This is a genomic window from Paenibacillus sp. FSL R10-2199, assembly GCF_038000235.1.
Lineage (GTDB): Bacteria > Bacillota > Bacilli > Paenibacillales > Paenibacillaceae > Paenibacillus_AQ > Paenibacillus_AQ phytohabitans.
Genome location: NZ_JBBOBO010000001.1, coordinates 1,041,130 through 1,063,893, shown reverse-complemented (window position 1 = coordinate 1,063,893; position 22,764 = coordinate 1,041,130). Strand labels below are relative to the sequence as shown.

The following is a 22,764-nucleotide window of genomic DNA, read 5'->3' as shown; positions in this document are numbered from 1 at the left end:
GCAGCACCCGGATGATCAGTTATTGTCTGAAACCGCTTCGCATCCATTCGACAAGAGCCACTGCTCCATAACGGCAAACGCCTGCTCTGCATCCTGTTCATAGAAGACGGCCACCTCTTGCTGGTAGGCATAATTTAATCGTACATAGCCGCCCAGCTGCCGGTAGAACAGGAAGCAGGCATAGGCATTCTCAATGGACAGATCCGGCGGAAATTCCTTTTGGCATAATCCGGCCAGTCCGGGCAGCGTAAGCAGTCCCTGCCCTTGCGGTAAACGCAGAAAGTGATGGCTCCGGGTACCCGTCCACGGTTCATAATAGACGGGCTCCTCCTGGCTTCTCCCATACACCTGACGATATATTTCGTCCAGCACCAAGACGTACATCGCTTCATCTTCCGGCCCCCGTGCCTGCAGGGAAATCGCCTCTACGCGCTCCGCATGCCGGGGCAGCCAGAGCAGACCGGCCATCCGGGGATGCACGGCCAGAAAATCACCATCCACCGTTGTGCCTATAACAATACACTCGCCAATCTGCTCTTCAGTAATAGGACTGTCATCGTCATGCTCCCATAACCCGTACTCCGCAAAAGGCTTAAGCACCTCCGCATCCGGAAACTGGACATTCATCCACCCTCTATAAGTCCCTTCACCGAATCGCTGCAAGAACCGAAGGTAGGCTGGTGGATACACATTAGCAGCTTCCTTTGCAAGCACCTGGTTCTGGCCCTCAGACAGCGGTTTAGGCCGGGATACGATGTACATAAATACTTCCCCCTTTATTGATAACCCAGTGCCGCTAGGGATTGCTGTATTTCCCGGTCTGCTTTACTTTTGAACGTTGCAAACTCCACTGAAGATAAAGAATTCGGAAGTTTCTGTTGGATAAAGGAATCATAATTGATCGCTGTTCCGAGAATGCGAAGGGTGTGCAGCGAAGGTAGCTGGTCCATTCCCGTCAGACGGGTTAAGCCTTTACAATTCCTGATCGACAGCTCCTCCAGTTCATTCATTTGCCGGTCAAAGCTGATTGTCTGCAGCTGAATTTGATCCTCAATCACAAGTCTCTCCAGCCCCTGAAAGGCTGCAATATTAGTCAGATCATGAAATCCCCGGACCCGGGTGATCTCCAGGTTCCCGATGGTATTCTCTTCGATTTCCTGAATATTCTCCCGGCCTCCAAGCAGAATGCGCAGATGCTCCAGCTTCCTCAGCCGGTTAACGAAATGCAAGGGCTGCTTGCTGACTGAATGCAGCGCGAGATAATTCAAGTCCTCCAGATCACCTATAGCCTCAAGGTTTTTAACCTTGCCCCCTACATGAAGCTCCTCCAGATCGGAGTACTCTTTGAAATGCTGGAGGTTGAGCGTTTTTTTATCTGACATAATGGTTAATTTATTCAGAGTGCGCAACGTATCAAGCCCCAGAATTTCCGGGTTCTCCAGCTCGTATATGCCTATACTTAGACTGCGCAGGTGCTCCAAGTGGTCCAAGGCATCGGTGTGATGGGCCTGAGTGAGGCTATCGAGGTGCAGCATTTTGACATTAGGGACCCGCAAGAGCGTATGACAATCAAAAGACAGCGAATAGTGGGCATAGAAGCGAACTCCGAAATTCTCATCCCAGCGCGCACAAAGCTCATCCACTTCTTCCAATATAGTGCCATAGAACTCGGGGTGTGAGAACTGTACAATGACCTGATTGCCACTGCGCAAATCCTGCTCCATCTGTATCCGGTCCAGCGTAGCCGGATTATTGATCAGAATCCGTTTTTTCCATATTTTCCGCACACGTGATCCTCCTATTTATATAATCCGCTATGCTTTCATTTGTCCATATCTGATTCACCGGCACTCCTTCAAAATTCATATTTCTTGAAGCGTTCTCCGAGCGTTTCTTCGTACGGGACCCACTCCCAATCGCACCACAAAGACATGCCTACAAGCTCTGACAGCTTATCTACGGCTTGTTCCGGGCTGGTAATCCCAATAAAGCCGTCAAAATCCTCATGGCGGATATCCAGCGCCCGCTGCAAGTAGTCATCATCGATGCGCTCTTCCTGAAGTTGTTCATATTCATCCCTCGTCCACTGCTCACAAAAGATTCTTTCAGCCTGAATGTCTCCATTCTCGAACAACGACAACTCGAATATCTCCTCATTTATATATCCGGCAGTCATTACTGGCTCTCGGGTAAGCCGGGACAGCGTTCTGCCGATCTCCTTGACCGTACCCCATACAAAATAGTCATGGAGCACGCTGATCCAGTTCTCATTACTTTTGCTTACATACATGACAACTTTGCTCTCTGGAGCCTCGTCCTTTGACTTGCCTAACACTGAAGCATGCCCTTCGCTTAGCTCCCTTAAAGCCTCGACAGTCTTCTCAAGATTGTTCGACTTGATATGCAAATTTGCAAATGATCTCCCCACGGGGTGAACCCCTCCTTCATTTCCTCATTCTTCAGTAATCGCGCGCTGCATCGAACCAGCGCTGGGCCATCTCCTCTGTTACAGGCTGGCCAATTAGATGTTCAGACTGGCTGAGTTGCCATACCGCTTCGCTAAGGTCTTCGCGTTCTGTAGTTTCGATGCCCTTGAGGGTATTGAAGCGTACGGTAAAAGCAGTAATGGCAGCCTCTGCATCGTGGAAGCTGCGGGCCTTCGCCAACGCTGCCTGGGCAGTGCTGTAAGCTTCGTTAGCCAGCTTGGCCAGACGTTTAGGCCAGGACGAGAACGGGCGGCCATACTCGGCCGTCCACCACTCCGGCTTTCGCAATTGGCTCACCGAAGCATGCTCGGTCCACGGGCGGGTGTTAGCGCGTGCTTTCATTTGCTGCTTGAGGCGCTTGCCCGTAATCTCTTCCACATTGTAGGCGATAAACCTGCTAAGCTGCGGCCAGGCACTCAAGGGCGGCAAATCCCCCAAATCCGGCATGAAACGCAGCTCCAGATTTCTTAACCGGACATGACGGGCCAACAGGTCCAGGCCGCAGAAGTTCCCCCACAAACTCAGTGAGTCAAGGCCCGGGAACCGGTCCAGACACTCCAGCGAGATGGGCTGTCCCAGCGGCGCATTCTGTAGCTTCAGGCTTGTCACTTGGTGCAATTCACCCAGGCCGGGCAGCAAGAATGGAGCATCATTCTTGCGCCTGCTAGTGCGTGGCGCCAGTGTCAGAGAAGATGGCACACCGCCCGTAGCCGACAAGTGTGATAGATTACCGGACACACTCAGGCGGAAATCACGCTCCGGAAGCCGCAGGGTCAGGTGCCCCCCGGACGGTTTCAGCACGATATGCAAGCCGTGAATAGAGGATTTGCTGGCGTCTGCTGCCATGTCTGCAGACAGGATGGGTGTCCATGTCAGCTCTTCAACGGGACGTTCCTGCGCCCAGTCAAAGAAGCCCGTATTATCTCCTGTATAGTGTAGAAATCGCGGCCAGGGCGAGCCGGCCGGTGTGGCGAAGGCATCGAATACGGTCCAATCGATCTGCGCGTCAGGCTCAACATGAAGCTCGGCCTTCTTCCCCAATTCCGCAGGTCCGATGGAAAGACTGCCCACCCCAGGCTGAATGGCGAGAGTGTGACTGCGGGGGCCTGTCAGGTCGATGGGATAACTGCCAGCTTCTCTAACCGAACCGGCAGGAGGACGAGCTTGGTTATCACCATTCATAGAAATTATCCTCGATCAATTCCTCGAAAGAGTCTGCTAATAGCTTGCTCTCCCCGCTATCGTGATAACAGATAGTAACCTGTCCTGCCGGGTCAATGAGTATCGGATCGCCGGAGCCATCCATGGAAATAACATAACAGGTTGCTAGAAGCTCTGCAAAAGGATGGTTCTTAAATTGCTCCCGGAACCCCAGCGTCAAATCAACAACTGTTTCGTTCCCGAGGCTAGAGCCATTCGAAAATGCATGTATTGCAAGACCTGCATATGCTCCCCCAAACATTTTGATAAAGTCTATGTAGTCCTCATGAAAGCTTACATTCAGCTGCTGCTGTGCTTTAACGATTTCCTCTGGGCTCGCCGGAATACCTAGTAATGATCTGTTATCCTCCCGGTGGAGAAAAACTTCCAATCGCTTCATTAACGCATCCTTCATAGATAATCTCCTTCCAGCCACAGGTAATCCTGCGCCTCTGGCTACAGTCATACTAATTATATAAACTATATGGAGCTCTTTTTACCTTTTTTGGCAAAGTCAGCATTATTACGTATAATCGCCATAAGAGCTATGCATCAGAGGAGGATCTATGTTGAACAAGAAGTCACTCATTGCAAGATGGAACGATGACCAGCTTAATGAAGTGAACCGGTTGCTCTCCGCTGTTACAGGCAAACCTAATCTGCATCAAAAAGACCGCTCTTTTCCATCCTCCCCCTATGGACAAAATGAGGCTGGGCTTGATGATTACCGGGGAGTTACCCTGACTGAGACCATACAATACCTTACAGTACAGGATGCCGATCTGTCTTATGCACGTTTCGATGATTCTGCAAGCTTGAACACCTCAACCTTTACAAATTGTTGCTTTGACGGGGTTAAACTGGATAGCAGATATGTGACTCATACCTTCAGCCACTGTTCTTTCCGGGGAGCCAAGCTGAATAATGCCAGGATCAGCAAGGAGTTTAACAATTGCGATTTTACAGGCTGCAACTTAAGTAAAGTGATAGCGAACGATGTATCCTTTACACGCTGCCGTTTTGCCAACGCTAATTTTCGCGGTGCCTTATTGTTGTATTGCCGGTTCGAGGAATGCAGCTTTGATGGAGCTTTCTTTCAGGACGGCTCGGTAGCCGGAAGCCGCTTTACGGGAGAGGCAGGCCTGCTCCCTGTTTGGGGAAATACGATACTGGACAATGTCAAAATCCATGAATGATGTCTGCTTGAAGCAATGAGCAGCCTGCTATTTCAGCGTCATCCCATACCAGTTACCCTTCAGCTTATCCAGCACGTAATCAGTAGAATAACTGTGAATTCACCTCCGTTACAATAGCTCCAGCCTACAGCAAAACGCACAAGCGAATGGCCTGTGCGTTTGCTTATACCGGCTTTAGCTGTCAATAAATCTTCTTCAGCAGCCCCATCACTTCATCCAGGGTGAGGCCAAAGGACTTGTAGTAGGAGGTGTCGCTCTCCATTTGCTTCAGGATCATTTCGTTGCGTATCCGCAGCATCTCCTCCTGCGAGAATTCGGCTACAAAACATCCTTTACCTGTTACCGTATTGATCAGACTGCTTCGCTCAAGCTCTTCCCAGGCTTTCTTAACGGTGATCACACTAACATGCAGCTCCAGGGCTGCCTGCCGGATGGGCGGCAGACAATATCCGCTTTCCAGCTCTCCCTTCAGAATTTGTGCACTGATCTGTTCGTACAGCTGTTGATAAATCGGTTTCTCCGATGTATTCGAAATTGTTACATTCATAATATCTCCACTTTCAGAAATCTCTTTACCGCTATCTTATAGGCAATCAGCGTGAATGCAATGAAAATGATAATACCCGCGATCAGAATGGATAATTGCAGCGCCGTATTATCAGTCCCTGAGCCATAGAAAATGTCATTTACCCAAGGACTTTGGATTCCGGCCCATTGGGCTAATCCGGCAAATAGTATGGCAGCCGTGGTGGATGCGGTCGTTGCCGCGCCATACTTATACGCCGTCTTGTAATACATGGATATAAATAGGATGTTGAAGATCGCCAGCATGATGAAACATAAGCCCCAAAAACCCATATGCGGCGGATAGAAAATGTAAGTCAGATTAGGGTACAAGCGAAACGTAAATATACTGAAGACCATGGCAGCGAGAAGATGCATGAGTTCAAGAATGACGACAACGATTATCCGGGAACTCACGATGTCTGTTTTGGTCACGGGCATCATCGTGCTGAACATCAGATCATTCTGGCTTTTGAATCCGCCAAACATGTTCGGTATCGTTATGAAGCAGAAATACAGCGGGACGATAAAGTAGACCCAACCGGGAATAAGCATCAATCCCCCCATAATTAAGGGTAATACGAAGAACCACGGGTTTACGCCTAATTTCAAATCCTTCATTACCAAATTATACATATACATTCTCCTTTTTCGCAAAGTAGATCATGATTTCATCAAGACTCGGCGTGGTTGCCCTCAGGCTGGAGGATGGATCAATGTCTTTGGTATGAATCAGTCCGGTAAAGCCGAACGAGTTGATTTTGTAGGAAATCAGCTGCTCCTTCACTTCGCTTAATTGGGCTTCGCTGCCGCTAAGCAAACGGTAAGACTCCTTTAATTCATTTTTCTCGGAGCTGGCAATAATTTGTCCTTGTTCAATGAAGGTTATATAATCCGCACATCGTTCTAAGTCAGAGGTTATATGAGTAGAGAAAAGAATGCTGATCTCGCCGCCGATGATGAGCTCCTGAAAGATATCGAGCAGATCGTCTCTGGAGACCGGATCGAGTCCGCTGGTCGGTTCATCCAGGATGAGCAGCTTTGCGCCATGCGATAAAGCAAGGGCCAAGCTGTACTTTACCTTCATTCCCCGGGACAGCTCCGCTATTTTTTTGTTCTCATCCAGCTTGAACCGTTTGAGATAATTGTAGTACGTTTCATCATTCCAATTCTTATAGAACTTCCTGGTAATATCGGTCAGCGTCTTGATCTTGCTGCGTGTATAGAAATCGATATCACCGAATGCGCATCCGATTTCCTGCTTCAATTCAATCTCGTGATCAGCGATGTTCTTGCCAAGAATGTATATCTCGCCGCTATCCACATGAACCATGTTCAAGATCGATTTGATCGTGGTCGTTTTACCGGCGCCATTGGCCCCGATGAACCCCATAATGTAGCCCTTCTCCAATTGAAAAGATACATCCTTGATTTGAAATTGCGGATATTTTTTATTTAAATTTCGAACATCTAATGCCAGCATACCCTACCTCCTTAATAAATTGTGTATTCCGTATATGCACAATGTATCACGAGGCTTTGGCAAAAGTCAACGGGTACAACAAGCAGTACAGCATATGAGCTGACTTATGCGGCACTAACCGATGATGCATCCTTGCGCTTGCGCCGGAAGAAAGGCTTGCCTTTCGACCATTGGATGAACGGCTGCTCTATGACATAATAAGAGACTGCCGCCGCCGCATACGAGATGACAAGGACAGTTACACTGATACCGAGCCAGCGCCACACATCCCTGATCCCGGAATAGTGATAATCCGCTATCCCGTACTTCTCGATTAGTGTGATGAACAAGTAATGCCAAATATACAGGCCGAACGAAATCTTCGCGGTAAACCGGAAAAAGCGGTTATCCAGCAAACGCCCTACGATCACGCTGAACGGTGCTGACAGCAGTACGATTCCGAACAAAATGGCATAAGCCGGGAAGTAATAGGGCTGGTGCTGGAGGCTGAAGTCAAATTCGCCCTGGTGGCGCATACGCCAGATCAACAGACCGGCAAGACCCAAAGCGGCGGCTCCGGCTGCGTCGAATACTCCAAGCTTGCGTAGCCGCTCCACCTTAGCACCAAGCTGCATGAACGCGGTCGTTATACCAGCAGCCAGGATGCCGATAGCGAAGTGGCCGAAGAATCCGACCGGATTGTAATTCGGCATCCAGTATTTTGCACCGCCAATCTGGCCATAATCCCAGCCCCGGCCCTGCCCGCTTGGCGTAAACCACTGATGGACGAGGGAGTTTATGGCAAGCACCAACCCAAACGCGGCTACCCAGAACAAGATCGCTTTTCCGAACGAACGCCGCTTGCCGAGCACAAACAATACAGCCATAAACACAGGCATAAGCAAGTAGCTAAACACCTCGAAGCTGATCGACCAGAACGGCCCATTCAAGTCAGACGGGAAAAAGGTTGTATAGTGGAAGCCTGACGTAAATGTGAACCCCGTTATGATTCTCCGCCACAGGTACTCCGTAGGAATGTCCAGCCTCCATACGAGCAACAGACAAACCAGGAATGATACATAGAAGCCGGGCATAATTCTTGCAGCGCGGCGTACGGCATACGTCCGGATAGACGGATACGGCTTATTTTCCAGGTAAGCGCTCCAAAAGGGGAACGACAGCAAAAATCCGCTTAACAGGAAAAACAAGCTGACCCCGCTGTTCCCAAGCAAGAGAACCGACTGCACTTCTTGAAGCCAGGGCTTTTGTGCGGGCATCACCAGCTTTTGTGACAGATGATGCAGGATGACGGACAGGCAGGCGATCGCACGAATGCCATCCGCTCCTGCTAACCGGGTACGGCCTAACTGAATCTTGGACATCAGCTACATTCCCTCTTTCCCTCAATAACTTGATTCCAGGCACTCACATATTTCCATAAATAATAGAAAAACCCTGCAACGCTTCGAGGGAATAATTCCGCGCACAAAAAAAGAACCTTCCGCACCGGGAAAGTTCTCACCTGCTCCTATGAATGCTTTACCTTAATCTGCTGCACAGGCTCCCCTGGTCCATTCGTCAGCCCTAGCGACTCTGCTGCTAAAGTATTGATTTTGTTCAAGAGCTCTGTGTTGCCCTGCAGAGACAGGCCGTAGGAAGGGATCATTCGTTTGATCTTCGGCTCCCAGGCTTCAATATGCTGCGGGAAGCATTTGCTGATGACCTCCAGCATGACAGAAACGGCGGTAGAGGCCCCAGGAGAAGCACCAAGCAATGCGGCTATCGAGCCATCGGCGCTGCTGATCACCTCTGTACCGAATTGAAGTGTACCTTTGCCGGCAGCTGTATCTTTAATAATCTGCACACGCTGGCCCGCCACCACCAGATCCCAATCCCCGCTTTTGGCGTTCGGGACAAATTCCCGCAAGGCTTCCATCCGCTGCTCTTTCGACAGCATGACTTGCCCGATTAAATATTTGGTCAATTGCATATTCTTGGCGCCTGCCGCCAGCATCGTGACGAGATTACCCGGCTTAACGGAGGTGACCAGATCAAACATCGAGCCGTACTTCAGAAACTTGGGCGAGAAGCCGGCAAACGGTCCGAAAAACAACGATTCTTGCTTGTCGATCACCCTTGTATCCAGATGCGGAACAGACATTGGGGGCGCACCAACCGCTGCTTTACCATATACCTTGGCATGATGCTGCGCCACAACTTCCGGCTTCCGGCACACCATAAACAGTCCGCTTACCGGGAATCCGCCAATCCCTCTGCCTTCCGGGATACCGGATTTCTGCAGCAGATGCAGGCTTCCTCCCCCGCCCCCGATGAAGACGAATTTCGCCGTATGCCGCTCAGCAGCGCCGTTGCCGGCATTCCGCACCTTAAGCTCCCAAGAGCCGTCCTTCGTGCGCTTAAGGTCCTCAACCTGATGGTTGAACCGGATATCGACGTTGTTGCTCTGCAAGTGGCCGAACAGGATGCGTGTCAGCGCGCCGAAGTTAACATCCGTTCCCGACTCCATCCGGGTTGCCGCCACCGGCTGGCCGAGTGTCCGGTTCTTCATCATCAGCGGAATCCATTTCATCAGCTGCGCCGGATCAGCGGAGAATTCCATGCCTTGAAACAGCGGATGTCCTGAAAGCGCTTCAAATCTTTTTTGTAAAAAGGTTACGTCTGTCTGTCCTTCGACAAAGCTCATATGTGGTACGGGTACGATAAATTCCTGCGGATCTTGTATGCGTCTGCTGTTCACCAGATAAGACCAGAATTGCTTCGAGAACTGAAACTCCTCATTCACCTTGATAGCCTTGCTAATGTCGATAGATCCATCCGGCTGCTCCGTGGTGTAGTTAAGCTCGCACAATGAAGAATGCCCTGTTCCCGCATTGTTCCATTCATTGGAGCTTTCCTCCCCGGCACCTGCACGCCGCTCAAATACAGTGATTCTCCAATCAGGCACTAATTCCTTAAGCAGTGAACCCAGTGTTGCACTCATGATTCCGGCACCAATTAAAATCACGTCTGTTTTGGTCTGTTGGTTGCTCATATTCTACCGTCCTTCTACCCTACGATTTGCAGGAAGGATGCAGGCACTCCTGCTCTGGCACGCATAACTTGGCCACACACCTGCTTGGGATCAATCCTGATCTTAGTGTATCACTATTGAATATAAATTTTAAGATTTATCTAATATTTTATGAAAACAATGTTTATGGAAAAGCTATAAAAACCGCTCAGTCTGCAATGAATTGTTGTGTTGAATGCATGCCTTCCCAAATCTTTCCGTTAGACAGATGGTATTCAGTCTCCACTGAACCGTCTGTTCTGGTGTAGCTGATCACAAAGACCTGGCCTGTCTCAATCAGCATTGGGTATTGATCGTAAGGAAGGACATTTTCCTCCAGTGGCAGGTCTTTGACATCTCCATACGCATCCTCCAACCGCCAAAACTCCCGATAGGCGTAATCCTTGAACCCGCTCAAGTCCTCCTTTCCAAAATACGATGCCGTATACTTCTTGCCCTGTAAGATGATGGATTCTACTCTGGTAGGTTCAATATCTTTAGCAATCCAGCTGAGGTCCTCGGAATGAAGGTTGCCGCCATAGTGCTTCTGTAGCTGATTGGCCATACAAGGGATGGATTGGGTACTATAGTCCATTCCATCAAGATTGGTATGTGCTGATCCGTAAATGCCCATGACGCTCTCACTGCCCAGCTTTTCAAATTCACGGATAAAGTTTGCCGTCATCATGTTTTCCCGGTATATGCCGTCCTCCTTGCTGTAGAATAACTGCCCTTGCTGGATCGCTTCTTTTGTTAAAGTATAGCTCTCCGATCCTGTCAGATCGTTTGCCTCAAGATAAGATAAGAACCGACTGCCGGTCGAATCATACTGATGCCCGATATCTGTGCCGTGGAAAATCGTCTCAGGACACTCGCTTTTTATTTTCTGAAAGAACGTCTTAGTATATGGAGTGTGACCCGCTGTCCCCTCCCAATCGTCATAGATTTCCTCCAGAAGTTCGTCATTATCAGATTGCATCCATAGGTTCAAGTATTCAGCGGTGAAATAGGACTGCTCGACAAACAAGTGTCTCATGCCCTCGTTATGATAATGTTCAGACCACAATTCATACTCCTTGTCCATAATCTTGGCATTACCATGTGCTTCACCGTACAGATAGATGCTGCCGGAGGCTTGCGTCACCACAGGCGTTTCCTGAGTCGGCTGCGCAGACACGCTCGCTGTCTCACCTACGGTGGAATTGTTACAGGCTGCAAGGCTGCTGGCCACCATTGCAACGATCAAGGCAACCAGCAAAGAGCGTACAAGCCTTATTGTCGTTTGGGCTAAGCGGGTGATGTTGTTGTCATTCATAAGTAGGATCAACCTTTCATGTTTAAGAATTTCATAAATATCAATTTCAAATCATTACCATTAATCATAAAATAAGAGAGACATTAATGCTGCAGCAAAACGCACAAGCCAGTGTCCTCATTCGAATACAAAATAAGTGCCTGATTTTCGGCTACGGCTATCGTTAGCAAGGGGTATACTAATCTCATCCTTAAATATGTAGGTGTGATCATGATCCATAATGAGGAACGTAAAGCCGAATATTATCAAGCTCTGCTCGAGAAAAAATCTGACTACGAAGGTGTCTTCTATGTGGGCGTCACTTCCACCGGGGTATTTTGCCGTCCGACTTGTCCAGCCAGGAAACCAAAGTATGATAACTGTGAGTTCTACGAGACCGCGCAGCAGGCACTGCTGGCCTCCTTCCGCCCCTGTCAGCGCTGCCGTCCCTTGTCGCATCCGAATCATGTCTCTGATATCGTCCGGCTGCTTGTCGAGGCCGTTGAGCAGAACCCGGAGAAGCGCTGGAAGGGACAAGACTTCAAAGAGCTATCCATTGATGAATCCACTGCCCGCCGTCAATTTAAAAAGCGCTTTGGTATGACCTTCGTTGAGTACGCCAGGTCCCGTCGAATGGGACTCGCTTTGAAGAGCATCCGGTCGGGAGGGAAGATTATCGATACACAATTAGCCTCCGGCTATGATTCCAGCAGCGGATTCCGGGATGCCTTCTCCCGCATTATGGGCGCAGCGCCTACTCGGTTAGAGGATAGCCTTATTCTTAGAGCATCGTGGCTGGACACGCCGCTCGGCCCCATGATGGCAGTAGCGGACGACAGTGGGCTGTATCTCCTGGAGTTCGTAGACCGCCGGGGTCTGGAACGCGAGGTTGAACGGTTAAGGACAAGATTGAAGGCGGCGATTATACCCGGACAGACACCCCATATTCAGTCGATGGAGAGAGAACTGAGTCAATTTTTTGAGGGAACGTTAACCGAATTTAAGACGCCTCTCCATCTGGTGGGATCGCCTTTTCAGAAGAGCGTGTGGGAACAGCTAAAGAAAATCCCACCGGGCGATACCCGTTCTTACGCAGATATCGCACTGGCGCTTGGCAAGCCCGCCGCCTATCGTGCGGTAGCACAAGCGAATGGAGCCAATCAAATAGCCATCGTCATTCCCTGTCATCGCGTAATTAACACCAGCGGCGAACTCGGCGGGTATGGCGGCGGAGTCGCACGCAAAGAATGGCTGCTAAATCATGAGAAAATCGGAGGTCAATACAATGAAAAGTCAACTTGAACAGGCACGGAAGCTTCACGAATTGCACAGAAGCGGCAGCCCGCTAGTCCTCGTCAATGCCTGGGATGCCGGAAGCGCACAAATTATTCAAGGAGCGGGGGGCCAGGTTATTGCTACCGGCAGTTGGTCTGTAGCTGCAGCGCATGGATACGATGATGGGGAGAAGCTTCCTTTCGAGCTCGTTCTATCCAATCTTCAGCGGATTAGCAATAGTGTAGATCTGCCCATTACCATTGATATAGAAGGCGGTTATGGACCTTCTCCGGAGATTATCAAGAACAATGTGTTGAAAATCATCGGGTGCGGAGCCGTAGGCGTCAATCTTGAAGATCAGAAGATCCATGAACCGGGACTACACTCCATAGAGGAGCAAGTCTTGCGTATCGCAGCTGTGCGGGAAGCCGCTGAGGAGGCATCGATTCCTCTTTTTATTAATGCTCGTACCGATATCTTCTTACAGACCGCCGCCCACGAGCATGATGAGACTCACCTGGAAGCTACCCTTCAAAGGGCACACGCCTATGCCGAAGCCGGCGCTCACGGAATCTTCGTGCCGGGCTTGTGTAATGAAATGCTGATCAAGAAATTATGCCAGGAGTCTTCACTACCTGTTAACGTTATGATCTCCCCGGATTCACCCCCTCTCCAGAAATTGGCATCTTTAGGCGTTACCCGCATCAGCTACGGTCCGCGTCCCTATTTGATTTTGATGGATGCCTTAAAACAAGCTACTGTGAGAGCCCTGGATTTACAGGAATAGTCATCATCTTAACCTAGGAGATTCCAAAAAAACGGCTGGTCAGGTTTCCCTGAGCCAGCCGTTTTTTGATTATTTTAATAAATATTCTACAGATCAACAAGCGAACTATATTACTATCCTTCGCACGACTTCTCGAAAAAATCCCTTACGGTAAAATAGAACCTGGTCCGTATACCTCAAACTCAAAGATTCTGGCCGCAGGGTTCGTGGTTTGTGTAGGCGCCGTTACGTTCAGCTTAATATACCGGGCCGATACTACTGTTATATTGTCTACCGTAATACCAAGCGTATTATTGGTTACGTTGACCACCGTACTCCAGTTCGTACCATCGGTGCTGACCTGAATATTGTAGGCCTTCGTATTATAGGAGGCGGTCTCTCCGCCTTCCGATGCATGCTTGATGACAAATTGATTGACTTGCTTCACGGAGCCGAGATCGATCTGCAGCCAGCGGTTGCCGGACTTGGAGCACCATTTGCTGTCATTGATGACGCTGCCTTCCACAGCTTTGTCCGCAGTTTGCGAGGCATTGCACGTACTGTCAACCGTCGCGGGTTTATTTAATGCCATATTTGGAGGCCCGTATACCTCAAACTCATAGATTCTTGCCGCAGGGTTCGTGGTTTGCGTAGGCGTTGTAACGTTTAACTTGATATATCTTGCTGATACTGAAGCGATATTATCTACTGTCACGCTTTTCATATTATTGGTCACTTTGACTACTGTACTCCAGTTCGTACCATCGGTGCTGACCTGAATATTGTAAGCTTTCGTGTTATAGGAGGGGGTCTCCCCGCCTTCTGCTGCATGCTTGATGACGAATTGGTTCACTTGCTTCACGGAGCCAAGATCGATCTGCAGCCAGCGGTTGCCGGACTTGGAGCACCATTTGCTATCATTGATGACGCTGCCTTCCACGGCTTTGGCCGCAGTCTGCGAGGCGTTGCACGTACTGTCAACCGTCGCGGGTCTGTTCAATGCCAAATTCGGAGTCAATGTAGCCGCACTGCACAGCATATTTTCTCCCGTAGCCGCCCATTTTGCATACAGCGTTAGATTTCTGGTGATTAGATCTGATCCACTATAGGCTTGCGTCAGCGCACTGTCGTAGTACCAGCCTGCGAAGCTGTAGCACTCCTTCACCGGAGTATACTGAAACACCAATTTACCTCCGGACGCCGATACAAGTTGCGGGGCAATCGTGGAGCCTCCGTTCGTCTCATAAGTTACGACTAGTTGCGTGGGAGTCCCCCCTTGATCGCCTCCGGCAATTACAGGAGTCCCTAACGTCATTAACGAAACGATGATAGCTACCACCATCAAGTAACCTCTTATTTTCGCCCTAATCCTTTTCTTTCCCTCACTAATTCCTGAGCCTTCCATCATTCGAGCCCCTTTCTCCTAATGATTACGGATTTTTGCACCATTCATAAGGGTATTCACAGTAACGCGGAAGAATGCTTGTTTATCGCCGAGCTAGAACAGTATTTTTAGACAAATTTCAGACAAATAACGGATTGCAGACTTTAGCAAACAACATTCATTGATGATATGATTAGTATGAAACATCATACTGGTGCAGATTCATCATCTAAGGAGAGATTAGAATGCAGCAAAAAAAAGAAAATAGTCACGGATTCGGGCATGGCAAAGTGCTGGGAACAACCTCAATGGGCGAGCGGGGACAAGTAGTTATTCCTAGAGAAGCAAGGGAAGAGCTTGATATCAAGCCAGGTGAGAAATTCATCGTTTTCGGAAATAAGCGCAAGGGGGCTGTCATTCTGGTCAAAGCCGAAATGTTCAATAAATTTGCGGATTTCTTCATGAGCGCTTCGAAAAAGTTTGAAAGCATGGCCCAAGCGATTTTTGATAAAAGCACTACGATTCCAGAAGATGAAGATGATGATCAGGAGCCGGCAGCCGCTGAAAAAAAACCTGAGGTAGATGAAAAAGAATGAGCGAATTCTTTAAATTGATGAAGGATGTCCGGTTCAGAAGAACCATGCGGATGATTTTTAAGTTCGCCTGGGATTTCTGGTGGCTGGGCAAGCAAAAGTATTTTATTCCGGGACGGCGCTTAGAGGCGAAAACAAAAGCCTTATATCGAAAACAGGCAGCGTATTTTACGAAGACCGCGATGGATATGGGTGGCTTAATTATCAAGCTTGGGCAGCATGTTAGTGCACAGGTGGATATTTTGCCGAAGGAAGTTATTGATGAACTGTCCAAGCTGCAGGATTCCGTAGAATTCGTAGATTATTCCGAGATTAAGCACAAGGTAGAGAGCGAACTCGGAGTATCTATTAGTGAGATTTTTGCTGAGTTTAATACAATTCCTATCGCAGCGGCTTCCTTAGGACAGGTACATCGGGCGACCTTACGAACAGGTGAAGAAGTCGCAGTGAAAGTGATGCGTCCCGGGGTCGAGGACATTATCGCCATTGATTGGAGATCCATACAGGTTGCTATTTCGTTATTGAAACGCCAGACGAAGATTGCAGACTTCATGGACCTGGATGCGGTGTATGATGAGTTTCACGACACCGTTATGGACGAGCTCGATTATGAGCAAGAGGGGCGAAATGCAGAAGAATTCCAGATGCAGTTTATCCATCGGGATGATATCGTGGTTCCAGGCATTCATTGGTCCTATACCACTTCGAAAGTTCTAACCATGGAGTTTTTGGAGGGTGTAAAAATCAATGATTTTGCCCAGCTGGATGCCTGGGGTGTGGACCGGACCCAATTAGCGACATCGCTGATAGAAATTTTCGTAGAGCAGATTCTATTAGAAGGCTTCTTTCACGCAGACCCGCACCCGGGCAATGTTCTCGTCCAGCCTGACGGCACCATAGCCTTAATTGATTATGGAATGGTCGGACGAATTGCCGAGGATATGAAGACGCAAATGGTAGCACTTCTGATGGCGGTGTATTTAAAAGATGCTCACGGCGCAATCGACGCCCTCACCCGTTTGAGATTTTTAAGACGGAATGTAGATTTAGAGGTATTCGCAAGGAACCTTACGTTACTATTTGAACAAATCAACGGGGATACGTTTGACCTTAGCTTCGTGACATCAGGCGATAATGCTGAAGAGTTACGTGATTTCCTCTATTCTCAGCCTTTTCAGTTACCGGCAAACACAACATTTTTGGGAAAAGCCATAGGCACGGTGTATGGACTTTGTACCGGACTGGACCCCGGACTTGATTTGATTGGGACCGTTAAGCCTTATGTCGAAGAGGTTGTGCGCAGGGATCTGCGGGGAAATGTCTTCTCTAACGTTGTAGATGAAGGCAAGAGCATTCTCAAAGGAATCCTTCCTACGACCAAGAAGTTCATATCTGCGGTAGATAAAATGGATAGCGGAAATTTACGGGTAAAGCTATCGAGCTCCTTCGAGCAAAAATTGATCGATACGCAAAATAAAAATACACAGCGGATTATTGCAACAATCATCGGGGCGGTATCCCTTCTGACTGCGGCAAACCTGTGGAATGAAGTGAGTCATCTTGTTTCTTATGGGTTGGGGGTTTTGGGGCTACTCATTATGCTTAGCCAACTCAAAACAAGAGGACGCCGCCGTGCCGAAAGACACGCCAGGCAGATGAACGCCATGCGTGAGCGTAGCAGATTGGAAACGCCGAAGTCTAAGCACTAGCAAAACGGGGGTTATTTTTCTTGAGCGAAGAGGATCTGGCGCATGAAAACGAGTGAACGTAAATAAGAGCGGGGCATAAAGCTGTTAGCTTATGCTCCGCTCTTATCTTTATTTATTACTTAGTTGTTCCGCCAAACCGACCAGAATTCCTTCGGTTCCACGAATGTAGCAGAGCTTATACGAGTCCTCGTACTGAACCACCTCGCCAACGAGCTGAGCACCATACTTAGTGAGTCTGGATACCATTTCGTCAATGTCTTCAACGGTGAACATGACACGTAGATAACCGAGAGCATTTACAGGAGCAGTCCGGTGATCTGATATAGCAGGCGGGTTGATAAATCGCGAAAGTTCAATTCGGCTGTGGCCATCCGGGGTAACCATCATAGCAATCTCTACGTATTGAGAACCCAGTCCGGTTACGCGGCCTGCCCATTCACCTTCGACGGTGGCTCGCCCCTCGAGCTTCAGGCCAATCTCCTCGAAAAAAGAAATTGCGTCGTCCAAAGACTCGACAACGATACCGACGTTGTCCATTCTTAGTAATTTATTTTCTGCCATAGTTTCATCTCCTTATGTGTACAAATTTATTAGCCGATCCTCTTAATAATTTATTCTATTTAATAATTACTGATTTCTCAACAAATAGTAGTAGCAGGATTGCCGGATATGCATTACTGCAAAGACAATTTTCCATCCTCCATCCGGTAGACCTTGTCGCAATATTCAAGCATACGCTCATCATGAGTAACCATAATCGCCGCTTTCTGTCCCGAATTCACTTCTTGCGCGATTAGACTGACCACTTCATGTGCACGTTTGGTATCCAGACTTGCTGTCGGCTCATCCGCCAAGATGATGCTGGGATTATTAATTAGGGCACGGGCAATCGCTGTCCGCTGCTTCTCCCCACCTGAGAGCTCTTCCGGAAAGCTATTTAATTTCGAGCCCAGACCCAGCTCTGCCAGCAGTTTAGTGGCGAACTCCTTGTCCTCTCTTTTAACCTTTCCCGACATCTTTTTTATGATCAGCAATTGATCAAGAACATTTAGATAAGGAACCAAATTCGATGATTGCATAATGAATCCGATTTCTTGTAGTCTTATATTCGCCAGTTCTTGTGCAGTAAGCCTAAAAATAGGATGTCCATTCAGCTTTGCTTCTCCTTCTGAAGCTTTGAGCAGTGCTCCAGCAATAGACAAAAAGGTACTTTTACCTGAACCCGACGGTCCAACTACAGCAACAAACTCCCCCGGGTCCACTGAAATGGACACATGGTCGAGTGCCGCGATCCGATTGCTTCCTTCGGCATAATACTTGGTAACTTCACTCATTTGTAATCCCTTATTCATTATTCAACCCTCCCGAGCGCCTTGAGCGGATCAATCTTTGTAATCTTTCGTACTGATACCAGCGAACTTAACATAGCGATAATCAGCAAGATAACAGAATACGAGACGACAAGACCAGGCTCCAGCTTAAATGGCATACCCTTCGGCATTATGGCAGCTGTTCCATAAGTCAGTAAGACTCCAACTACAATACTAGTCACCGACAGCACAAACACTTGCGATACAATGGCTTTGCTCAAAAACCTGTTACTGGCACCTATAGCCTTCATAATGCCGAACTGGTTAGTTTTCTGCATCGTCATTACATAAAAGAATACCCCAAGCACGAATGCGGCGATTGCGAGCAGAAATGCCAGCATCATTAAGATAGTACCGTTCTCTTCCTTGTACCCTGGCATTCCTTGAACTGCGGCCGCCCGGGTAACCGTGTCCGTATTGGTCAGCTTGCTATTCATTACATCAGGATCGATATCTTTGCCTTGTAACATAATCGCATTAACGGGCCCTGCAACTCCTTTATCCGAACCCGGAGCCGCGAAGGTAATCTTCCGCCATTCCGCCATCGGAGTGAATACGGATGCAACGTGGTTATAGGTCTGGTTCTCGGCAAAGCCTATAATCGTCAGTGATTCCATCGTGCCATCTAATTGAAAAGTGTCACCAATGTTATAGCCCTCATCCTTCATGGTCGAATTCACTACAACACCGGTAGGGTTATCAGAAGATAGGCCTTCCCCTTCCACGACAGCCGGTTCCAAGAAGCTTCCCGGGTTGATTCCTATAATTGCGATATCCAGCTTATCTTCACTCTTGGTGCTTGGTTCCTTCAACGCCGTTGCCATCGTACTTCCCATAGGTGCGGCAGCACTAACATTGGGTAGTAGCTCCACCTCCGCCAGTAATTGATCAGACAGTAGTGACTTGCTCATGGAGGACTGCGATCCTTCTTCAAAAATGACATAATCCGCCTTCATCGTCTTAAAGGTTGACGCAGCTAACGTAGACAGGCCATTCCCTAACCCGGATAAGATAAATACCAGCCAGGCTAGCAGTACAAAAGTAATGATGATCATCAAAAATCTCATTTTGCTGTGCATCAATTCTTTCATAGCTAAAAACATTCCTTTTCCAACTCCTCGACCTTTTTTCGACACAAGTGTCAATTTAGACTCGCCATCACGCCACAACATTAATTAAACAGTATAAATGACACCTGTGTCAAATTAAATCCAAGACTGAGGTTAGCTCTTGGCTCCTCCGGTCCACATCTGAAACAACAGCTTTCCCCAAGCGGGTACTGGGATTTCCAGCATATTAGGTGTATCAATTAAGTTAAAGAATACGCCAATAAGTACAGGAAGTGGGATATCCTTCCTCAGGTCATTATTCTGTTGTGCGCGTTCAAATAAGCGTGATAATTGAACTTTCAGGGTCATATGTGCTTCCTCAATAAATTCAAGATCTCTGGCGGCTGCAGATGAATTAGCAGTATTAATTTTACTGGCATTTCCTAAAAGCTGATGTAGTGCAGACTCTTCTACATAAACGAGAAGCAGCTGTTCGAGGGCGTCCATAGGATCAGCCTCATCAATGGCTAATGCATTTTCTAATACCGTTGCCATTACGCGCTTCATACAAGCAGCCACGATCTCTTCCTTATTGGAGTAATATTGATAAATCGTGCTTCGGGCTCCTGACAGATGCTGGGAGAGCAGCTTGAGGTGAAAACCGTCATACCCATGCTCAAGCACTAATTTTTTTGTCATATCCAGCAGCTCTGTCTCCGTGAAAGACTGTTTTCTTCCCATTGAATCTCTTCCTGTCCTATCTCTGATTTTATTTATTATCAGTTTAGCATATGTTTATAAGCATTTCCCAAAAACAAGACCACTGCTCTCCACAAGGTGGAGATGATCCGAGTGAACTACATACCACCTATGAGGCGGGTGCTTCTTGTCCAATAGAGTTAACACTCCAAGTTTACCAAAGCTTACTGGCTATTCCTTTATCCAAAAGACAAAACCAAGGCGACTAGCGCGAAGGAGAACGTAATCCAGAAGGAATGACCAAATGCCCGCCCCACATCCTCTATGGTGTGCTGTACAGGTAAATTCCGGATCTGCCTAGTGAGGTAAGCAGTCGTTATCGTGATTCCGAATGATGACATAATTTGCTGCGCGGAGGCTGTAATCGGCGTTACACGACTGACAAGCTCCTTGGGCGACGACTTGAGAACATGGGTGTTAATCTGCATCATTGTCGTTCATCACCGTACTATCCAGGATAACCAGGAACATGCCTGCGGCGACAGTCAATAATATGGTAATATCTTTCGCAATGAACAATCTGCCTGTGCATTCTCAGATTGCGCCTTCATGATTTTAGGCCTTCGCCAATTTTTGAATACCGCGCTGCCATACTTCGCGGATCGATAACGTATCCGAAATATGGGTCGTCGGATCGCCGTCAACCCACACCAGGTCAGCTCTTGCCCCTTCCACAATACGACCGCGGTCATCCAAGCCGAAGCGGCGGGCCGTCTTCGAAGTTGCTGACTGAAGGGCTTCTACAGGTGTGAATCCCGCTTCCACCAATAGCTGCATTTCATGGTGTACGCTTACTCCATGGGCAAGTCCGCCAAGCGTTGGTACCGGTACAGAGACATCCGTACCCACCAGAATGTCAACACCTGCATGGTGAAGGTCCATTACGTTCCGATAGTTGTCTTCCATACTGCCTTGCGGGTAGGTATTGAAGCTGGCATTCAGAGTATCGATCCATTCCGGACTAAGCTTGGAACTCACACGCGGATCTTCCGCCATTTCCGAAGCGGGTTTACCGATAATTGAGGAGTTCAAGACGAGACATGGCGTAACAAAAGCACCTGCCTCCGCAATCATTCTCACCAGTTCCGGAGTCGTTTCAGGGCGGTCGATGAATAAGTGAGCGAGTCCCTCGACACCAACCTCTATCGCTTGCCGGGAGGATTCCGCAGTCAATACATGGGCAATCGCAATCTTGTGTTGCCGATGCGCTTCCTCTACAGCCGCTCTCAGAATATCCTGGCTTAAGACCGGCAGTCCAGGCGCTGCTAATACGGTTCCTTCTTCGATCATAATCTTGATATAGTCAGCTCCATCTCTAACTTGATCACCCACGAATGTTATAGCCTCGTCCGGGGTTGATAACGAAGGAGCCTCTCCATGATCATGTGCATGAGCAGCCAGCAGGGCATTCCGATCTTCTTCGCTCATCTTCTCCAATTCCTTCAGTACAAAATCTGGAATTTCTCCGTCTCCAGGCATGAGTTCATCCGGATGACCACCGGGAGGTGTGACCCCCATCCCTGCAGATCGTACATCGGCAATATCCTCGATCCCTTTCAATTGTGTTTCACGGCCATTTTTCGTGAATCCGCCCATCATTTCCAGTTCTGTCGTTACTCCGAATTGCAGAGCGTCCCTCAGACCTTCCACGGAAGTATGAACATGCGCATCGATCAGACCGGGAAGCAAAGTCCCTCCTTCAGCATCGATAATGGTCGCATCTTCGGGAATTTCACCGCCCACCGATATAATCTTCTCGCCTTCGATCAGGACCGTTTCAGCTCCAATCACTTTCTCGCCGTCAAAAATCCTTGCATTGGTAATTGCAGTAATCATTGCGTTTCCCTCCAGTAATGATATGAATGTACTGTTTATAGATAGAACTATAATAGTTAGAGTTCTAATTGTCAACGTGTTATCTGTTAGAGTGGAAACATTGTGTAATTGACAGTTAGATGAAAGGACATTATGATTTTCTTAAAGTTAGAATTCTAAGTATAGAAGGGGAACTGTGTGTATTATGACAGAACATGTTTCACTTACCCCGTATTCGGATTTAATCCGATCCATTGGAATGAAGATTAGAAGCATGGCGAACGCCCGATTGTCGGAGCTGGGCCTGAACGCCCAGCAGGGGCAAATGATGGGCTATATTTTTGAACATCAAGACAAAGGGGTAATCCAGAAGGATTTGGCTGAACATTTCAACCGGAAGGGTGCCACCATCACTAGTATGCTTCAAGGGCTGGAGAAAAAGGGATACATCAAGCGGGTGATTCCGGAAGATAATGAGCGCCAGAAAAAAATATATTTATTGAAAAAAGGGAGCGACCTCGTTGAAGAATTCAATACAATATTCATGGAAGTCGAGAAGAGCATTATCCAAGGCCTTACCGAAGCAGAAAGTGAGTCCCTCAGGAAATTACTAATTAAAGTAAAGGTCACCATGTAGTAGCGGTCATGGATGGTAACGTTTGCCTCCATTCGCAACCTACCCTTTTGTAAGATGGCTCTACCGCGATATTAACTCTGTAGTACAATTAAACTCACAAACGCCCGTATACACAGCATTCCAATCGGAGCGTAA

At 48.2% G+C, this 22,764-nt stretch carries 23 protein-coding genes; 6 read left to right on the top strand and 17 right to left on the bottom strand.

Annotated features, from left to right (window positions below; genetic code table 11):
* Window positions 1-15: 15 nt before the first annotated feature.
* The 5 genes from NYE33_RS04665 to NYE33_RS04645 all read right to left on the bottom strand — a co-directional run bounded on the left by NYE33_RS04665 (window position 16) and on the right by NYE33_RS04645 (window position 4,101).
* Window positions 16-762, bottom strand: coding sequence for a hypothetical protein (locus NYE33_RS04665; protein ID WP_042140533.1), 747 nt, complete (start codon window positions 760-762; stop codon window positions 16-18).
* Window positions 763-776: 14 nt separating this feature from the next.
* Entirely contained in the window at window positions 777-1,787 is a 1,011-nt protein-coding gene (locus NYE33_RS04660; RefSeq protein WP_042140534.1) for a hypothetical protein, read from the bottom strand.
* A gap of 68 nt (window positions 1,788-1,855) precedes the next feature.
* The gene (locus NYE33_RS04655) at window positions 1,856-2,428 is read right to left on the bottom strand and encodes a hypothetical protein (protein WP_042140535.1); all 573 of its coding nucleotides are present in this window, start codon (window positions 2,426-2,428) and stop codon (window positions 1,856-1,858) included.
* A 31-nt stretch (window positions 2,429-2,459) separates the two neighbouring features.
* A complete protein-coding gene (locus NYE33_RS04650; RefSeq protein WP_341064889.1) occupies window positions 2,460-3,668 on the bottom strand; it encodes a hypothetical protein in 1,209 nt (402 codons plus the stop codon).
* Window positions 3,658-4,101 (bottom strand): SMI1/KNR4 family protein, encoded by a 444-nt coding sequence (locus NYE33_RS04645; protein WP_042140537.1) that lies wholly within the window; start codon window positions 4,099-4,101, stop codon window positions 3,658-3,660. Before NYE33_RS04645 ends, NYE33_RS04650 begins: the two co-directional genes overlap by 11 nt.
* 151 nt (window positions 4,102-4,252) lie before the next feature.
* Here NYE33_RS04645 and NYE33_RS04640 point away from each other — a divergent pair, with 151 nt between their 5' ends.
* On the top strand, window positions 4,253-4,882 hold the full coding sequence (locus tag NYE33_RS04640) for a pentapeptide repeat-containing protein (RefSeq protein ID WP_231575256.1): 630 nt from the start codon (window positions 4,253-4,255) through the stop codon (window positions 4,880-4,882).
* A gap of 181 nt (window positions 4,883-5,063) precedes the next feature.
* Here the strand turns inward: NYE33_RS04640 and NYE33_RS04635 are convergent, their stop codons facing one another.
* The 6 genes from NYE33_RS04635 to NYE33_RS04610 all read right to left on the bottom strand — a co-directional run bounded on the left by NYE33_RS04635 (window position 5,064) and on the right by NYE33_RS04610 (window position 11,293).
* Window positions 5,064-5,429 carry a GntR family transcriptional regulator gene (locus NYE33_RS04635; protein WP_042140539.1) on the bottom strand — a complete coding sequence of 122 codons (366 nt, stop codon included), beginning with the start codon at window positions 5,427-5,429 and terminating at the stop codon, window positions 5,064-5,066.
* Entirely contained in the window at window positions 5,426-6,082 is a 657-nt protein-coding gene (locus NYE33_RS04630; RefSeq protein WP_341064888.1) for an ABC-2 transporter permease, read from the bottom strand. The genes NYE33_RS04635 and NYE33_RS04630 overlap by 4 nt, the downstream gene beginning before the upstream one ends.
* A complete protein-coding gene (locus tag NYE33_RS04625) occupies window positions 6,075-6,929 on the bottom strand; it encodes an ABC transporter ATP-binding protein (RefSeq protein WP_076243702.1) in 855 nt (284 codons plus the stop codon). The genes NYE33_RS04630 and NYE33_RS04625 overlap by 8 nt, the downstream gene beginning before the upstream one ends.
* Before the next feature lie 104 nt (window positions 6,930-7,033).
* Complete coding sequence (locus NYE33_RS04620) at window positions 7,034-8,290, bottom strand: acyltransferase family protein (RefSeq protein ID WP_076243703.1); 1,257 nt, start codon at window positions 8,288-8,290, stop codon at window positions 7,034-7,036.
* A gap of 146 nt (window positions 8,291-8,436) precedes the next feature.
* On the bottom strand, window positions 8,437-9,960 hold the full coding sequence (gene mqo / locus NYE33_RS04615; RefSeq protein WP_340989825.1) for a malate dehydrogenase (quinone): 1,524 nt from the start codon (window positions 9,958-9,960) through the stop codon (window positions 8,437-8,439).
* Between the two features lie 187 nt (window positions 9,961-10,147).
* Window positions 10,148-11,293: a hypothetical protein gene (locus NYE33_RS04610; RefSeq protein ID WP_341064885.1), complete on the bottom strand. Its 1,146-nt coding sequence runs from the start codon at window positions 11,291-11,293 to the stop codon at window positions 10,148-10,150.
* Between the two features lie 210 nt (window positions 11,294-11,503).
* On the opposite strand from NYE33_RS04610, the gene NYE33_RS04605 reads away from it, so the two are divergent.
* Together NYE33_RS04605 and NYE33_RS04600 are read left to right on the top strand one after the other, a co-directional pair.
* A complete protein-coding gene (locus tag NYE33_RS04605; RefSeq protein WP_179093502.1) occupies window positions 11,504-12,574 on the top strand; it encodes a bifunctional transcriptional activator/DNA repair enzyme AdaA in 1,071 nt (356 codons plus the stop codon).
* Complete coding sequence (locus tag NYE33_RS04600; RefSeq protein WP_341064883.1) at window positions 12,558-13,334, top strand: isocitrate lyase/PEP mutase family protein; 777 nt, start codon at window positions 12,558-12,560, stop codon at window positions 13,332-13,334. The genes NYE33_RS04605 and NYE33_RS04600 overlap by 17 nt, the downstream gene beginning before the upstream one ends.
* Before the next feature lie 145 nt (window positions 13,335-13,479).
* Here NYE33_RS04600 and NYE33_RS04595 read toward each other — a convergent pair whose 3' ends face one another.
* On the bottom strand, window positions 13,480-14,655 hold the full coding sequence (locus NYE33_RS04595) for a discoidin domain-containing protein (protein ID WP_341068588.1): 1,176 nt from the start codon (window positions 14,653-14,655) through the stop codon (window positions 13,480-13,482).
* 287 nt (window positions 14,656-14,942) lie between these two features.
* Here NYE33_RS04595 and NYE33_RS04590 point away from each other — a divergent pair, with 287 nt between their 5' ends.
* Together NYE33_RS04590 and NYE33_RS04585 are read left to right on the top strand one after the other, a co-directional pair.
* A complete protein-coding gene (locus NYE33_RS04590; protein ID WP_076243708.1) occupies window positions 14,943-15,293 on the top strand; it encodes an AbrB/MazE/SpoVT family DNA-binding domain-containing protein in 351 nt (116 codons plus the stop codon).
* A 50-nt stretch (window positions 15,294-15,343) separates the two neighbouring features.
* Window positions 15,344-16,999, top strand: coding sequence for an ABC1 kinase family protein (locus NYE33_RS04585; RefSeq protein ID WP_341064880.1), 1,656 nt, complete (start codon window positions 15,344-15,346; stop codon window positions 16,997-16,999).
* A 108-nt stretch (window positions 17,000-17,107) separates the two neighbouring features.
* On the opposite strand, the gene NYE33_RS04580 is transcribed toward NYE33_RS04585, so the two are convergent.
* From NYE33_RS04580 to NYE33_RS04560, 5 genes are all read right to left on the bottom strand, one after another.
* Complete coding sequence (locus tag NYE33_RS04580) at window positions 17,108-17,560, bottom strand: VOC family protein (protein WP_042140549.1); 453 nt, start codon at window positions 17,558-17,560, stop codon at window positions 17,108-17,110.
* A 113-nt stretch (window positions 17,561-17,673) separates the two neighbouring features.
* Window positions 17,674-18,351, bottom strand: coding sequence for an ABC transporter ATP-binding protein (locus NYE33_RS04575; RefSeq protein WP_341064879.1), 678 nt, complete (start codon window positions 18,349-18,351; stop codon window positions 17,674-17,676).
* The gene (locus NYE33_RS04570; RefSeq protein WP_341064877.1) at window positions 18,351-19,472 is read right to left on the bottom strand and encodes an ABC transporter permease; all 1,122 of its coding nucleotides are present in this window, start codon (window positions 19,470-19,472) and stop codon (window positions 18,351-18,353) included. The genes NYE33_RS04575 and NYE33_RS04570 overlap by 1 nt, the downstream gene beginning before the upstream one ends.
* Window positions 19,473-19,592: 120 nt before the next feature.
* Window positions 19,593-20,159, bottom strand: a complete 567-nt coding sequence (locus NYE33_RS04565) for a TetR/AcrR family transcriptional regulator (RefSeq protein ID WP_336103696.1) — start codon at window positions 20,157-20,159, stop codon at window positions 19,593-19,595.
* 573 nt (window positions 20,160-20,732) lie between these two features.
* Window positions 20,733-22,013 carry an amidohydrolase family protein gene (locus tag NYE33_RS04560; protein ID WP_042140553.1) on the bottom strand — a complete coding sequence of 427 codons (1,281 nt, stop codon included), beginning with the start codon at window positions 22,011-22,013 and terminating at the stop codon, window positions 20,733-20,735.
* 184 nt (window positions 22,014-22,197) lie between these two features.
* On the opposite strand from NYE33_RS04560, the gene NYE33_RS04555 reads away from it, so the two are divergent.
* The gene (locus NYE33_RS04555) at window positions 22,198-22,629 is read left to right on the top strand and encodes a MarR family winged helix-turn-helix transcriptional regulator (protein WP_042140554.1); all 432 of its coding nucleotides are present in this window, start codon (window positions 22,198-22,200) and stop codon (window positions 22,627-22,629) included.
* Window positions 22,630-22,764: the final 135 nt, after the last annotated feature.

Coding starts and splice junctions, on each gene's coding strand:
- NYE33_RS04665 (WP_042140533.1), bottom strand. CDS start 762: ATGTACATCGTATCCCGGCCTAAACCGCTGTCTGAGGGCCAGAACCAG.
- NYE33_RS04650 (WP_341064889.1), bottom strand. CDS start 3,668: ATGAATGGTGATAACCAAGCTCGTCCTCCTGCCGGTTCGGTTAGAGAA.
- NYE33_RS04645 (WP_042140537.1), bottom strand. CDS start 4,101: ATGAAGGATGCGTTAATGAAGCGATTGGAAGTTTTTCTCCACCGGGAG.
- NYE33_RS04640 (WP_231575256.1), top strand. CDS start 4,253: ATGTTGAACAAGAAGTCACTCATTGCAAGATGGAACGATGACCAGCTT.
- NYE33_RS04635 (WP_042140539.1), bottom strand. CDS start 5,429: ATGAATGTAACAATTTCGAATACATCGGAGAAACCGATTTATCAACAG.
- NYE33_RS04630 (WP_341064888.1), bottom strand. CDS start 6,082: ATGTATAATTTGGTAATGAAGGATTTGAAATTAGGCGTAAACCCGTGG.
- NYE33_RS04625 (WP_076243702.1), bottom strand. CDS start 6,929: ATGCTGGCATTAGATGTTCGAAATTTAAATAAAAAATATCCGCAATTT.
- NYE33_RS04620 (WP_076243703.1), bottom strand. CDS start 8,290: ATGTCCAAGATTCAGTTAGGCCGTACCCGGTTAGCAGGAGCGGATGGC.
- mqo (WP_340989825.1), bottom strand. CDS start 9,960: ATGAGCAACCAACAGACCAAAACAGACGTGATTTTAATTGGTGCCGGA.
- NYE33_RS04610 (WP_341064885.1), bottom strand. CDS start 11,293: ATGAATGACAACAACATCACCCGCTTAGCCCAAACGACAATAAGGCTT.
- NYE33_RS04605 (WP_179093502.1), top strand. CDS start 11,504: ATGATCCATAATGAGGAACGTAAAGCCGAATATTATCAAGCTCTGCTC.
- NYE33_RS04600 (WP_341064883.1), top strand. CDS start 12,558: ATGAAAAGTCAACTTGAACAGGCACGGAAGCTTCACGAATTGCACAGA.
- NYE33_RS04595 (WP_341068588.1), bottom strand. CDS start 14,655: ATGGTGGTAGCTATCATCGTTTCGTTAATGACGTTAGGGACTCCTGTA.
- NYE33_RS04590 (WP_076243708.1), top strand. CDS start 14,943: ATGCAGCAAAAAAAAGAAAATAGTCACGGATTCGGGCATGGCAAAGTG.
- NYE33_RS04585 (WP_341064880.1), top strand. CDS start 15,344: ATGATTTTTAAGTTCGCCTGGGATTTCTGGTGGCTGGGCAAGCAAAAG.
- NYE33_RS04580 (WP_042140549.1), bottom strand. CDS start 17,560: ATGGCAGAAAATAAATTACTAAGAATGGACAACGTCGGTATCGTTGTC.
- NYE33_RS04575 (WP_341064879.1), bottom strand. CDS start 18,351: ATGAATAAGGGATTACAAATGAGTGAAGTTACCAAGTATTATGCCGAA.
- NYE33_RS04570 (WP_341064877.1), bottom strand. CDS start 19,472: ATGTTTTTAGCTATGAAAGAATTGATGCACAGCAAAATGAGATTTTTG.
- NYE33_RS04565 (WP_336103696.1), bottom strand. CDS start 20,159: ATGGGAAGAAAACAGTCTTTCACGGAGACAGAGCTGCTGGATATGACA.
- NYE33_RS04560 (WP_042140553.1), bottom strand. CDS start 22,013: ATGATTACTGCAATTACCAATGCAAGGATTTTTGACGGCGAGAAAGTG.
- NYE33_RS04555 (WP_042140554.1), top strand. CDS start 22,198: ATGACAGAACATGTTTCACTTACCCCGTATTCGGATTTAATCCGATCC.